Annotated in this window: 11 protein-coding genes; all 11 read left to right on the top strand. The window is 39.6% G+C overall.

Going from position 1 to position 13651, the window contains the following annotated elements; genetic code table 11:
* The first annotated feature begins 5 nt into the window (after positions 1 to 5).
* From CYP28_RS06570 to CYP28_RS06520, 11 genes are read left to right on the top strand one after another with little or no spacing between them, the layout of a single operon-like run.
* Complete coding sequence (locus CYP28_RS06570) at positions 6 to 1328, top strand: UDP-glucose dehydrogenase family protein (RefSeq protein WP_103593732.1); 1323 nt, start codon at positions 6 to 8, stop codon at positions 1326 to 1328.
* Complete coding sequence (locus tag CYP28_RS06565; RefSeq protein WP_103593576.1) at positions 1325 to 1765, top strand: ecotin family protein; 441 nt, start codon at positions 1325 to 1327, stop codon at positions 1763 to 1765. Before CYP28_RS06570 ends, CYP28_RS06565 begins: the two co-directional genes overlap by 4 nt.
* Complete coding sequence (locus tag CYP28_RS06560) at positions 1762 to 2994, top strand: nucleotide sugar dehydrogenase (RefSeq protein WP_103593575.1); 1233 nt, start codon at positions 1762 to 1764, stop codon at positions 2992 to 2994. Before CYP28_RS06565 ends, CYP28_RS06560 begins: the two co-directional genes overlap by 4 nt.
* Positions 2995 to 3002: 8 nt before the next feature.
* Positions 3003 to 5129: an STT3 domain-containing protein gene (locus CYP28_RS06555; RefSeq protein ID WP_103593574.1), complete on the top strand. Its 2127-nt coding sequence runs from the start codon at positions 3003 to 3005 to the stop codon at positions 5127 to 5129.
* On the top strand, positions 5129 to 6646 hold the full coding sequence (locus CYP28_RS06550; RefSeq protein WP_103593573.1) for an MATE family efflux transporter: 1518 nt from the start codon (positions 5129 to 5131) through the stop codon (positions 6644 to 6646). The genes CYP28_RS06555 and CYP28_RS06550 overlap by 1 nt, the downstream gene beginning before the upstream one ends.
* A complete protein-coding gene (locus tag CYP28_RS06545) occupies positions 6647 to 7408 on the top strand; it encodes a glycosyltransferase family 25 protein (protein WP_103593572.1) in 762 nt (253 codons plus the stop codon). It abuts the gene before it with no gap.
* On the top strand, positions 7409 to 8341 hold the full coding sequence (locus CYP28_RS06540) for a glycosyltransferase family 2 protein (RefSeq protein WP_103593571.1): 933 nt from the start codon (positions 7409 to 7411) through the stop codon (positions 8339 to 8341).
* Entirely contained in the window at positions 8338 to 9396 is a 1059-nt protein-coding gene (locus tag CYP28_RS06535; RefSeq protein ID WP_103593570.1) for a glycosyltransferase, read from the top strand. The genes CYP28_RS06540 and CYP28_RS06535 overlap by 4 nt, the downstream gene beginning before the upstream one ends.
* Positions 9393 to 10436: a glycosyltransferase gene (locus tag CYP28_RS06530; RefSeq protein ID WP_103593569.1), complete on the top strand. Its 1044-nt coding sequence runs from the start codon at positions 9393 to 9395 to the stop codon at positions 10434 to 10436. The genes CYP28_RS06535 and CYP28_RS06530 overlap by 4 nt, the downstream gene beginning before the upstream one ends.
* Positions 10433 to 11557 carry an N-acetylgalactosamine-N,N'-diacetylbacillosaminyl-diphospho-undecaprenol 4-alpha-N-acetylgalactosaminyltransferase gene (gene pglJ, locus CYP28_RS06525; RefSeq protein ID WP_103593568.1) on the top strand — a complete coding sequence of 375 codons (1125 nt, stop codon included), beginning with the start codon at positions 10433 to 10435 and terminating at the stop codon, positions 11555 to 11557. The genes CYP28_RS06530 and pglJ overlap by 4 nt, the downstream gene beginning before the upstream one ends.
* The gene (locus CYP28_RS06520; RefSeq protein WP_103593567.1) at positions 11550 to 13649 is read left to right on the top strand and encodes an STT3 domain-containing protein; all 2100 of its coding nucleotides are present in this window, start codon (positions 11550 to 11552) and stop codon (positions 13647 to 13649) included. The genes pglJ and CYP28_RS06520 overlap by 8 nt, the downstream gene beginning before the upstream one ends.
* Positions 13650 to 13651: the final 2 nt, after the last annotated feature.

Here is a 13651-nt window from a genome sequence, read left to right as displayed (position 1 = left end):
TAAGCATGAAAGTAGCAGTAATCGGAACCGGATATGTTGGACTAGTAAGTGGTGCATGCTTTGCTAAGATGGGCAACAGCGTGATCTGCGTTGATGTTGATAGCAAAAAGATCGAAGCACTAAAAAACGGTATCGTACCGATATATGAGCCAGGGCTTGCTGATATCGTGAGCGAGTGCTACAAAAATGGTTCGCTTAAATTTAGTACGCAGATAACTGAGGCGCTAGAGCATGCAGATGTGTTATTTATCGCAGTTGGCACGCCTATGGGCGCTGATGGGCAGGCGGATTTAAAATACGTTCTCTCGGTTGCCAAGTCTATCGGAGAAAATTTAAGTAAACCGCTGATAGTTGTTGATAAATCAACCGTTCCAGTAGGCACTGGAGCCAGGGTTCATGAGGTTATCAAGTCTGAGCTTGAAAAAAGAAATGTGGATATTAAATTTGAAGTCGTCTCAAACCCAGAGTTTTTAAAAGAGGGCGCGGCAGTCGAGGACTTTTTAAAGCCAGATCGCGTTGTTATCGGAGCTAGCAGTGAGTGGGGCTTTAGCGTGATGAGAGAGCTTTATGAGCCGTTTATGAAAAATCACGACAGACTTATTTGCATGGACGTAAAATCAGCCGAGATGACAAAATACGCTGCAAATTCGATGCTGGCAACCAAAATAAGCTTCATAAACGAGATAGCAAATATCTGTGAACGTGTTGGTGCGGACGTAAATTTAGTGCGAAAAGGCATCGGCAGTGACTCAAGGATCGGATATAGCTTCATCTACCCAGGCTGCGGATACGGTGGCAGCTGCTTTCCAAAAGACGTTGAGGCACTCATCTACACAGCTAGACAAAATGGATTTGAGCCAGAGCTTTTAAACGCGGTCGAGTCAAGAAATAAGGCTCAAAAAAGAGTGCTATTTGAGAAAATTTATAACTTCTTTGGTGGAGATCTAAAGGGCAAGACGATCGCGCTTTGGGGGCTTGCGTTTAAGCCAAACACAGACGATATGCGCGAGGCAAGCTCGCTAACTTTGATAAAGCTTTTAGACGAAGCTGGTACAAAAGTGGTGGCATATGATCCAAAATCAAGCGAAGAAGCTAAAAAATATATGCCAAATTTAGATATAAGATATGCTAAAAATAAGTACGATGCGCTTGATAACGCCGATGCTATGGTGCTTGTCACCGAGTGGAGCGAGTTTAGATCGCCTGATTTTATGGAGGTCAAACAAAGACTAAAAAATGCTGTCATATTTGACGGGCGCAACCAATACAACACTAAAATTTTAGCTGAGCATGGATTTAAGTATTTTCAAATTGGAGTAAAGGCATGAGAAAATTTTTACTTTTTATCGCGGCTTTCGCGCTTCCGTTTGTACTTTTGGCAGGCGAAAATGCGCTAAAAACTGAGGAAAATATTTTTGAGCTACCTATCTCAAAGATGCCGCCTGATTATTTTAAATACGAAGTCGCATTTTTTAAAGAGATAAAAATCGACTGCAACTTCGCCTTTTTACTCGGCGGAAAGCTCGAGGAAAAAGAGGACGCGCGCGGGATTTATTACGAATTTAGCGGCGGTGACGAGCTAGAGCAAACGATGTGGCTTTGCAAGGACGGAGAGAAAAAGAGGCGGGTTTATTATGAATTCACTAAAATTTTACCAGGCGTTAGCCCTATTAGGATCATAACTCCAAAAGGCGTAAGTGCGGAAATAAGAATGTACGAACGCGTAAAAAAGATAGAAGCAAAAAAGAAAGGAAAAAGTAAATGAAAATAGCAGTAGTAGGACTAGGATATGTGGGACTTCCACTTGCAGCAGCTTTTAGCGAGAAGTACGAAGTAGTGGGCTTTGATGTAAATGCAAAACGTATAGAAGAGCTTAAAAGTGGCTATGATAGAACGCTTGAACTTAGTAACGAACAGATGAAAAAAGCGATCGATAATGGCATGAAATTTAGTCTAAATTTAGATGACATCAGAAGTTGCAACTTCTTTATCGTAACCGTCCCGACTCCAATAGATAAGAATAAGCGCCCTGATCTAACTCCAGTCGTAAAAGCAACCGAGAGTGTGGCAAAAGTGCTTAAAAAAGGCGACATCGTTGTCTATGAAAGCACCGTTTATCCAGGCGTTACAGAGGAGATTTGCGTGCCACTTCTTGAAAAAAGTGGGCTTAAATTTAACAAAGACTTCTTCTGCGGCTACTCTCCAGAGCGTATAAACCCAGGTGATAAAGAGCATACTGTAACAAAGATCAAAAAGATCACAAGTGGCTCAACTCCAGAGATCGCTGACAAGGTCGATGAAATTTATCGCTCAATCATCACAGCCGGCACTCATAAGGCCTCAAGCATCAAAGTAGCCGAGGCTGCAAAGGTAATCGAAAACACTCAGCGTGATATAAACATCGCCTTTATAAACGAGCTTGCGATGCTGTTTGAAAAGCTTCACATCAACACTATCGACGTGCTTGAGGCTGCAGGTACTAAGTGGAATTTCTTAAATTTCCGTCCAGGTCTAGTTGGTGGACACTGCATCGGCGTAGATCCATACTACCTCACTCACAAAGCTCAAGAGGTAGGCTATCATCCAGAGATGATCCTAGCAGGTCGCCGTATCAACGATGACATGGGAAGATACGCAGCTGATCAGGTTATAAAACTAATGATAAGAAAAGGTGTGCTTATCAACAAAGCGCGTGTGCTTGTCCTTGGTATGACATTTAAAGAAAACTGCCCTGATATAAGAAATTCTCGCGTTATAGATGTAGTTGATGAGCTAAAAGACTTTGGCTGCAAGGTCGATGTGACTGATCCTTGGGCTGATAGCGCTGAGGTAAAACACGAGTACGGCTTTGATTTAGTGAAAGAGTATAGCTTAGATGACTACGACTGCATTGTGATCGCCGTAGCTCACAATGAGTTTAAAAAGCTAAATTTAAAAGGCCATTTAGTTTATGATATAAAAAATATCTATCCAGAGGCTGACGCTAGGCTGTAAGGAATTTAGTGCACAAAGTAAGCGTAAATTGTAAAATTTTAATTATATTTCTGGCTGCTTATCTGTTTGGATTTGCGGCCAGGATGCTCTGGGTATTGTGGGCAAAGGATATGCCAGAGTTTTACTTTAATGGCGAGTTTATGCTTACGACAAATGACGCATATTATTACGCAGAGAGCGCTAGAGATATGCTGGCTGGCTTTCATCAGCAAAATGACTTTAGCCCCTTTAATCACCCAATCTCAACCATAGTTTTTTATATTTGTAAAATTTTTCCTTTTAAGATCGAAAGCGTGATGTTTTATATGAGCATCTTTTTAGCTCCTCTTATCGCACTTCCAGTTATTTTGATATCAAATGAGCTCAAAGCGCTAAAAGCTGGGGCTGTGGCTGCATTTATGAGTGTTATCTTGCCAAGCTATCTTTCAAGGACATCGCCTGGATATTTTGATAGTGACATGTTAAATGTCACATTTGCGCTTTTTATCATCTATTTTTTGATCAGGCTTTTAAACACAAATGAACAAAAATTTATCGTTTTGCCTGGAGTCTTTGTATCGCTTTATCTTTGGTGGTATCAAAGCTCTTATGCACTTATTTTAAGCATTTTCTTTATGTTTTTACTATATACGATAGTTTTTATGCGAGATAGATTGCAAAATTATCAAGCGATATTTTTTATATTTATAAGCATCGTAAGCTCAAATGTTTTTACTAAAGATCCACTAATAGCAAATAAAATTTTGATTTTTAATTTAGTAGTTATTGCTTTATTTTTCTCTCTTTTTTGCAAATATAAAAATTTACTCTCAGCTAGAAAATTAGCCATTTTTCTTACTTTAATGCTAGCTATTTTTATCTATTTTGGTGGTTTTGATTTCATTACTTCAAAGATGGGTATTTATGTTTTTAAAGGCAATGAAATTCTTAGCGATAAATTTCACTTTATAAATGAATATAATTTCATCAGCGAAGTAAAAAGTGCCAGTCCTTTGTATTTTATATATTTCATGTCGGGAAATATTCTTATATTACTGGCAGCTATTATTGGATACTTGCTACTTTGCTTTAAATTTCGTCCATTCTTACTTACGTTGCCAATGCTTGGACTTGGACTCCTCTCTTTCTTTAGCGGAGTTAGATTTGTTATGTACGTAACACCACTTGTTGCGCTTGGTTTTGGTTATTTTTTGCATTTTTTTTTAAATTTATTTGATCTTAGAAATTTCATTAAAAATTTATCATTTTTAGTTTTTGCCGTAGCCGCTCTTGCTATAAATTTAGATTTTGCTTATTCATATAGGCCAAACACTGTGATTAACCGTGATGAGGCAATTGCGCTTGATGAACTTAAAAAGCTCACTAAGCGCGATGATTATGTATTTTCGTGGTGGGATTATGGATATGGTATAAAGTATTTTGCTGATGTCATGACTTTAAACGATCCTGGTAGACAAGGTGGCGAAAATAATTATTTTGTTAGCCTTGCTTTGAGAAAAGATGAGGCATTTTCGGCTAGACTTGCAAGAGTGGCAGTTACGTATAATGACACCTCGCTTGAGCAAAATATAAGGCCAATAGATAAAATTTTAAAAGACTACAACACAAGTGATATAAATACTTTTTTAAGTCAGCTTGAAAGCGAAAATTTCACTCTGCCAGCTGCAAAAAAAGATGTTTTTTACTATCTTGTGCCAAATATGATTGACATCGCACCAAATATCTTTAGATATAGCTATATCGACATTACAACTGGCAAAAGACAAAAAGAGAATTTTTATCATGTTAGTGCATTAAATGGCGTTAGCGAAGCTGGTATTGACCTTGGAGACGGCTATACTTTGCCTACAAATGAGCAAAAATTTATCATACATAACGGCGAGAAAAAAGCTATAAAATCATTTTATAAGGTAAAAGGTGCTGGAAAAGATTTGCGAATAGATGAAAAAATCATAGATAAAAATGCCAAAATTTATGTGGTTTTTTTGGAAGATTATGCGCGGATATTGTTGCTTGATGAAAATGCTTTTAACTCATCTTTTGTGCAGCTTTTTATATTTGAAAAGGCCGATGAGAGATACTTTGAGCCATTTGTCATCTCAAGTGGCGTAAAAATTTATAGGTTAAAAATCTAATGCTAATCAATCTAATAAGCTCAATCGTCGTTTTTGTCGTATCAATGGGCATAAATTTCTTTCTTACGCCATTTATCTTAAAAAGCCTTGGCAATGAGGCGTTTGGCTTTGTGGGTCTTAGTAACGCCATCGTTAGCTACGCAGCGGTCGTGAGTGTAGCAATAAACTCTGTTAGTGGGCGCTTTGTCGCTCATGCTTGGCACAAAAAAGATCTAAACCTTGCAAACACCTACTACTCATCAGTGCTTGTCGTAAATATCTTCTTTTGCGCCGTTGTGGTGGTGCTTAGCTCCATTTTTATACTAAATTTGCAAAGGTTTTTAAACGTCCCTGAAAATTTACTCTTTGACGTGAGAATGACCCTTGTTTTTTACTTTATAAATTTCTGCGTCGGCCTATTTAACGGCGTTTTAACGGTATGTGCCTTTGTGACAAACAAGCTCTATCTGCTCTCCATCAGAAATGCCATCTCAAGCGCGATCTTGGCAGCCCTTATCGTCGCACTTTTTTACTTTTTTAAGCCATTTATTTCTTATATCGCCATTTCAGCGCTAGTTGCTAGCCTTTTTGTCTTTTTTAGCACCATTTTTATGTCAGCTCGCATCACGCCAGAGCTAAAATTTAGCCTTAGTAAATTTGACTTTTCTAAGATCAAAGAGCTTCTAAGCTCTGGCATTTGGAACAGCTTTAACGCGCTAAATCGCATACTTTTAACGGGCATGGACCTCTTTATCTGCAACATTTTTGTAAATGCAAACGCCACTGGTCTTCTTTCAGTCGCCAAGGCTGCCCCTATCATACTTGAGAGCTTTGTAGCGCAGCTTAGCGGTATATTTGCGCCAAAATTTGTCGAGCTTTACTCAAAAAATTTGATCACAGATCTTATAAAAGAGGCTAAATTTTCAATGAAGGTGATCGCCTTTGTAATGAGCGCTCCGGCCGCATTTTTTGTCGTTTTTGGGCTGGATTTCTACACGCTTTGGCTGCCGTTTAAAAGTGCGGACGAGATCAAATTTATCTACAACGTCTCGATGATCACGCTTGTGCCTATCGTCTTTATCAGCTTTGTTTTCTCGCTTTTTAACCTTGATAGCGCGACAAACAAGCTTCGCCGACCAGCCGTTGCCAACACTATTCTTGGCGTTAGCACGATCATAGCGCAGATCGCACTGCTTAAATTTAGTGGCTACGGCGTTTATGGTATTGTCATCGTCGCAGCCATTTTTTATAGCATAAGAATTCTTGGCTTTGATCTAATAAATGCTGCTTTAAATTTAGAGGTGAAACTCACCACCTTTTACGGGGTTTATTTTAAAAATTTAGTAGTTTTTGTGCTTTGTGTACTTGTGATGTTTGCCTGCAAGGACTTTGTGAGCTTAGATAACTGGCTAAAATTTGCTATCTTTGCTGCGATATACGCCGGCGCAGCTTATGTTTTGGGATTTTTCTTGTTTTTTAATGTCTTCGAGAGAGGCATAGTATGGCGTAAAATTTTAAAAAAAATTAAAAGGTCTTAAATGGATGAAATTTACCTGATCTCTTTAGCAAAAGATACCAAAAGGCGCGAGCTTTTGCAGCAGAAATTTGCCTCTTATGATAGCTTTAAACTAATAGACGCAGTTGATGGCAGGGAGCTAAACGCGAGGGAGTACTACAAGATTATTTCGCCATCATTTAAAGCTTACGGCAAGGTTTTAAGCCCAGCTGAGGTTGGCTGTTCGCTCTCGCACGTGAAGGCCTACGAGGTGTTTTTAGCAAGTGAGGCCAAATTTGCCCTCATCTTTGAAGATGACGTAATCGGAGACGATCTGGCCATAAAAGAGGCCTTTTTAGCAGCTAACAAGATGCCTGAAAACAGCGTGCTCATATGTGGCATGCAAGATGGGCTGGAGGGCAGGTTTAGCGCCTTTGGCAAAAAGGTGGATAGTAGCCTAAGTAAGCCACTTTGGCAGGTCTCAAAGCACTCATTTTCAAGCATTTATAGAGCAGGGGCTTATGTGCTAACTAAAAAAAGCGCTAAAAATTTGCTTGAAATTCACAAACGTGCACTTTGTACGACCGATGTTTGGGACTATTTGCTTGGTGTTAATGATATGCAGATGTATTTTTGTGATCTCTTTGCGCACCCAACCGATCTAAGCGGCTCAAACATCGAGGGTGAGCGCCTTGAGAGAGGATATAGTGCAAATTTAAAGGCATACATAAAAACATTTAAATTTATACTTTTCTCACGGCTTGAAAAGCTTCAAGGTTATGAGAGAATTTTTAAAAGGGGCTAGATGATGAGGCCGTTAATTAGCATAGTAACAGCGACCTACAAGCGCCCAGAGCTTTTACAAAAGGCCATAAAAAGCGCTCTAGCTCAAAGCTATGAAAATTTAGAGATCATAGTAACTGACGACGGCGATGACGAGAGTGCGAGTGAAATTTGCAAAAGTTTTAACGATGCAAGGATCAAATTTGTAAAAAATAGAGCCCACAAAAAGAGCCCAAATGGCAACAAAAATAACGGCTTTGACAACGCAACAGGCGAGTTTGTCTGCTTGCTTGACGATGACGACGAGCTTTTGCCAGAGGCGATTGCCCAGTGTTATGAAATTTTAAAAAGTGGCGAGTACTCGTGCGTTTTTGCGGATGCGATCTGTGAGAAAGATGGCGTGATGACCGATGTCGTGGCTGGTAGAAGCCCATATAACAAGAGTGGGGCGATGAGCAAGGTTGATTATCACTGCGGGCGGATAAATGGCGAGTATTTTAAGCTTTTTTCGCGTGAATTTATAGATGGTTTTAGATTTGATGAGAGCAGTTTTGGCGGCGAAAATGAGCTTTATATCCGCTTTTTTGAAAAAAATGTCTTTTATCTTAAAAAGCCACTTTACATCTACCGCATCGCAAGAAGCGATAGTGCGACGCTAAATGCCAGCAAACACGCGTTAAACGTGGCAAACGCCTATATAAAAACGGCAAATTTGCACTACGACATCGCTATAAAAAATGAGCCAAAATTTCTAGCTTTGCAGTATAAAAACGCCGCTTACTACGCCAAAATAGCAGGCGAATATGGCCTGATGTTAAGGTGTATTTTTAAAAGCCTTAGCATTAAATTTAGCAAAGAGGCGTTTATTTTCTTACTACTTAGCCCACTTCCAAGTGGCATTTTACCAGCACTCTCAAAGCTTAGAGTGAAGATAAAACAAAGGTTTGGCGTATGAGGATATTATTTGTCACATCAACGCTTAGAAGTGGCGGTGCAGAGCGGGTTTGCGCGGTGATCGCATCAAGATTTAGCTTGGATCATGATGTAAGCCTTGTTAAATTTGACAAGGACGAGCCATTTTACGAGCTAGCAAGTGGCGTGAAGCTCATAAATTTAGGCGTTGGGGCTGATGAGCTTGGCTTGGTTGGAAATTTAAAAAAGAGAGTTTCAAAGGTGCTTGCCTTAAGAGCGCTCATAAGAGAGGGCAAATTTGATGCTGTGATATCCTTTTTAGATGCCGTAAATACCTTGGTACTCTTTAGCTCGGCTGGGCTAAAAACGCCTATAATCATAAGCGAGCACACAAACTATCTTGCGCCAAAAAGAGCCATTTTTAAGGTGCTAAGACGCATAAGCTATCCATTTGCAAACGCACTTAGCGTCTTAAGCGACGAGGATCTTGGCTACTACTCTAAATTTTGCAAAAATGTGATGAAAATTTACAACCCACTCTTTGAAGAGGTGCGCAATGAGAGCTTTGCTAAAGAAAATTTAGTAATTTTTGTTGGCAGGCTAAATAAGATAAAAAACTGCGAAATGTTTATAAGAGTGGCTGCAAGCTTAAAGCAAAGTGGCTATAAATTCGCAGTTGCTGGAGATGGCGGCGAGAGAGCAAATTTAGAAAATTTAGCTAAAAGTTTGGGCGCTGATGTCGAATTCTTAAGCAATGTAAGCGACATCGCCTCACTTTATAAAAGAGCAAAGGTGCTGCTTTCTTGCTCAAATTTCGAGGGTCTTGGAAACACATTGATAGAGGCGATAAACTATGACTGCGTGCGGGTTGCGACAAAAACTAGCGGGGCAAAAGAGCTTATAAAAGATGGCTTTGATGGCTTGCTTTGTGAGATAAATGACGCTGGGCAGATGAGCGAAAAGCTTGTAAATTTGCTGCAAGATGAAGCAAAAATGGGCGAATTTGTCAAAAACGCAAGGGCTAGACTTGATGAGTTTAGCGTGGAGCAAATTTATAAAAAGTGGCTGGAGCTTTTAAGGCTTGGAGGTGTAAAGTGAAAATTCTTTTTGTCATCGCCGCACTTAGAAACGGCGGAGCTGAGCGAGTGCTAAATGTGCTTGCAAATGAGCTTTGCAAAGGCAATGAGGTCACTATCGCCGTGATTGAAGAGGATCTTGGACTTTATAAATTTAGTGAAAGAATAAATATCATAAACCTTAACGTCACTGGCTCAGGTCTGGCTTTAAAATTTAAGAAAATTTTCGCCCTTAGAGCACTTTTTAAAGAGCAAAAAGCTGATCTCATAATGAGCTTTATCGACTGGACAAACGTCGCTTGTGTGTTGGCAAATTTTGGACTAAAGAGCAAGCTAATAGCAACCGAGCACCACGAGCATAGCTACTTAAAAAGTAAAGTCGCAAGCGCTATGCGTGATATTAGCTACCGCTTTGTAGATGGCTTAAGCGCGCTAAGCAAAAGCGACTACGACTACTATAAATTTGCCAAAAACTGCGAGGTCATCCACAACCCACTTTTTATCGACGTGCCTGAAAATTGCGAGAAGCAAAATGTCATCTTAAGCGTGGCGAGACTGGAGGCGGTAAAGGGCTATGATATCTATTTTGAGGCGCTTAGCAAGATAGATAAGAGCTTGCTTGATGGCTGGGAGATAAAGATCGCAGGCAGTGGTAGGCAGGAGACGGAACTAAAAAAAATGGCGTCAAATTTAGGGCTTAACATCAATTTTCTAGGTCACATGAGCGACGTCACAAAGCTTTATAGTGAGGCAAAATTTTTTACTCTTAGCTCAAGAAGCGAGGGGCTTTCAAACGTACTAATCGAATCAGGCGCTTTTGGTTGCGCTAGGCTAAGTAGCGACACTGTGGGCGCAAGAGAGCTTATAAATGACGGCGTTGACGGGCTTATCTTTAAAAATGGTGACGCAGATGATCTAAAAGATAAGCTTGAGATGCTTTTAAAAGATGAAAATTTAAGGCAAAAACTAGCAAAAAACGCCAGCGAAAGTGCAAATTTATTTAGCAAAGAAAATATCATCAAGCAGTGGCGAGAATTTATAAAAAAGGTTGTTGGCAAGTGAAAAAAATAGCCGTTTTTTTATACTCGATGGGGCCTGGCGGAGCTGAGCGAAATGTGGCAAATTTACTGCCATTTTTGGTTAGAAGTTATGAAGTTCACCTCATCTTAATGAGTAAGGTCATCGCCTACGAGATCCCAAACGAGGTAAATATCCACTTTATAGAAAATAGCGATCCTTATGAGAGCGGGCTAAAAAAGCTTGCAAGGCTCTTTTTGGCGATGCCAATGCTTGCGTTTAAGTATAAAAAGCTTTGCCAAAATTTGGGTATCGACACGCAGTTTGTGCTGATGAACCGCCCTTGCTATATCGCCGCAATAGCTAGGATTTTAGGGCTAAGGGCTAGGCTGGTTATCAGCGAGCGAAGCTGTCCGTCTATCTTATATAAAAACGATATAAGCGGCAAGGTTAATAAATTTTTACTCACTCATCTTTATAAAAAAGCAGATCTCATTCTTGCAAATGCAGCTGGCAACAAAGAGGATCTGGTAAGAAATTTTGGCATGAGCGAGGCAAAAACAAAGGTGCTTTATAACGCCCTTGATCTAAAAACTATAAACTTACTAAAAGATGAGCCACTTGGGAGCGATTTTAAGCCATTTTTCATAAACATTGGCCGCCTTGATAGTGGCAAAAATCAAGCCATGCTAATAAAAATAATAGCCTCAATTAACGACCCTCGTGCCACGCTTGGCATTCTTGGCAAAGGACCATTAAAAGATGAACTAGAAAATTTAATTGATGAGCTTGGCGTTGGCGAGCGAGTAAAGCTTCTTGGCACTGATAAAAATCCTTTTAGGCATATAAAAAACGCCTCGTGTTTGCTTTGTGCCTCGCGTTTTGAGGGCTTTTCAAATGTCTTGCTTGAAGCACTAGCGTGCGAAAAAACTATCATTTCAACCGAGCACAAGAGCGGCGCAAAGGAGCTTTTGGGCGAGAGTGAGTTTGGCATTTTGGTACCAGTTGATGACGAAAATGCGATGAAAGAGGCGATGATAAAGGTGCTTAACGAGCCAAAGATAAGGCAAAATTTTGAAAATGTTGCGTATAATCGGGCTAAATTTTTCGATAGTAAAAATATAGCGAGCAAGCTTATAAATTTTTTGGAAAATCCTAATGAATAGAAATTTATTTTTTAAAAATTACTCTTTATACTTGATGATATTTGTCGCGGTCCTTTTTGGCATGGTTTGTAGGCTCTACTGGGTCTTTTGGGCGAGTGAATATCCGGTATTTTTCTGGAACAACGAGCTAATGATCAGCACAAACGACGGCTACGCATTTGCCGAGGGTGCAAGGGACATGCTGGCTGGCTTTCACCAAGAAAACGACCTTAGCTACTACGGCTATCCGCTCTCGACGCTTACTTACTGGATCGTGAAATTTCTAGGTGTCAAGCTTGAGACAGCGATGATTTATATGAGTGTATTTTTTTCATCGCTTGTCGCTGTGCCTGTTATCCTGATCGCAAATGAATACAAACTAAAAATGGCTGGCTTTATCGCCGCACTTCTTGCTGTCGTCGCAAATAGCTACTACAACCGCACAATGGCAGGATATTACGACACTGACATGCTCATCATTCCACTTAGCGTCTTTGTCGTCTGGGGACTTATTAGAGTGCTTGAGAAAAAGGACGCAAAGAGCCTAATAATCGCGCCTTTAAGCGTGCTTATTTACATGTGGTGGTATGCGAGTGCCTTTTCGCTTATTAGTATTTTAACGGCGTTATTTTTGTTTTACACACTCATTTTTGATAGGAAAAATCCTCTTTTTTATCTTGAAATTTCGCTGCTTCTACTTGCTATTTCGAACCTTGATCTAATGCTTAAATTTATTGCTATCATCGCTATTTATGCGTTTTGTCTTTTTAAAAAAGAGGTGATGAATTTAAAATTTGTTCTTGGTATTTTGGCAGTTGTTTTTATTGTTTTTGTAATTCGTGGCGGACTAAATCCGATTATTTTTCAGCTTAAATTTTACGTCTTTAGAGATGCGCCTGAAGTTGGCGGTATGAGTTTTCATTTTTTTAATGTCAATCAAACTATCCAAGAGTCAAGTATCGTTGATTTTACGCTATTTTGCGAGAGGATCAGCGCAAATGTCATAACATTTCTGACCTCGCTTGCAGGCGTTGCTCTTTTTTGCTTTAAATACCGCTCGTTTGCCGTCTCGCTTGGCATGCTTGCACTTGGCTTTTTGGCATTTAAAAGTGGCCTTAGATTTACTATTTATGCTGTGCCTATTATGGCGCTTGGATTTGGATACATAGCCGAGTATATACTTTCAAATTTAAAGCTAAAAGGAGCAGTGCTAAATCTTGCGAGAGCTTTTATAATCGTGCTCGCCCTAACTCCGGCACTCATTCATATCTATGGCTACAAAGCTGAGCCAGTTTTTGTGCACAAAGAGGTTGAAATTTTAAATAAGCTAAAAGGTATCGTAGGACGCGAGGACTACGTGGTTGCGTGGTGGGACTATGGATATCCGATCAGATATTACAGCGATGTTAAGACGCTAATTGATGGCGGAAAGCACCTTGGACGTGAAAATTTTGCCGTGAGTTTTGCGCTTGGAAGCGATGAGATGAGCTCGGCAAATATGGCAAGACTTGATGTTGAGTACACAGAGAGAAATTTTAAAGAGCGATTTAATGGCAATTTGGCTCAAATTTTAAAAGAGAGAAATGCAAGCATCGATCAGTTTTTTAGTGATATAAAAGAGGCAAATTTTAGCCTTCCAGCAAAGACAAGGGATATTTACTACTACTTGCCAGATAGGATGCTTGGTATTTTTCCGACCATTTTGCAATTTAGCAAGATCGATCTAAAAAGCGGTAAAAATTTAAACAACGGCCTTTTTATCGTCACAAGAGCGATCTCTCAAAATGAAAATGGCATTAGACTAAATGGTGGATTTACGCTCACAAGTGATGTCACAAATTTAATCTATGATGGCAACATCTTGCCTCTTAAATCTTTCATAGAGACTGATTACAACGAGGCTGGCAAGCTAAATGTCAAAGAGTATAAAAATAACGAAAGCTCAAATATTTCTGTCATTTTTATGAGAGATTATGGTAGGTTTATCATCCTTGATGAAAGTATTTTAAATAGCGCATACATCCAGCTTTTTGTGCTTGAAAGGTACGATCCAAAAATTTTTGAGCCAGTCATACTTGATGGGGCAGCAAAAATTTATAAACTAAAGAGGTAAAA

Source organism: Campylobacter concisus (assembly GCF_002914195.1).
Taxonomy (GTDB): Bacteria; Campylobacterota; Campylobacteria; order Campylobacterales; family Campylobacteraceae; genus Campylobacter_A; species Campylobacter_A concisus_M.
Note: the sequence above shows the minus strand (reverse complement) of the source record. Positions and strands in the feature narration are given on the sequence as shown.

Coding starts and splice junctions, on each gene's coding strand:
- CYP28_RS06570 (WP_103593732.1), top strand. CDS start 6: ATGAAAGTAGCAGTAATCGGAACCGGATATGTTGGACTAGTAAGTGGT.
- CYP28_RS06565 (WP_103593576.1), top strand. CDS start 1,325: ATGAGAAAATTTTTACTTTTTATCGCGGCTTTCGCGCTTCCGTTTGTA.
- CYP28_RS06560 (WP_103593575.1), top strand. CDS start 1,762: ATGAAAATAGCAGTAGTAGGACTAGGATATGTGGGACTTCCACTTGCA.
- CYP28_RS06550 (WP_103593573.1), top strand. CDS start 5,129: ATGCTAATCAATCTAATAAGCTCAATCGTCGTTTTTGTCGTATCAATG.
- CYP28_RS06545 (WP_103593572.1), top strand. CDS start 6,647: ATGGATGAAATTTACCTGATCTCTTTAGCAAAAGATACCAAAAGGCGC.
- CYP28_RS06540 (WP_103593571.1), top strand. CDS start 7,409: ATGATGAGGCCGTTAATTAGCATAGTAACAGCGACCTACAAGCGCCCA.
- CYP28_RS06535 (WP_103593570.1), top strand. CDS start 8,338: ATGAGGATATTATTTGTCACATCAACGCTTAGAAGTGGCGGTGCAGAG.
- CYP28_RS06520 (WP_103593567.1), top strand. CDS start 11,550: ATGAATAGAAATTTATTTTTTAAAAATTACTCTTTATACTTGATGATA.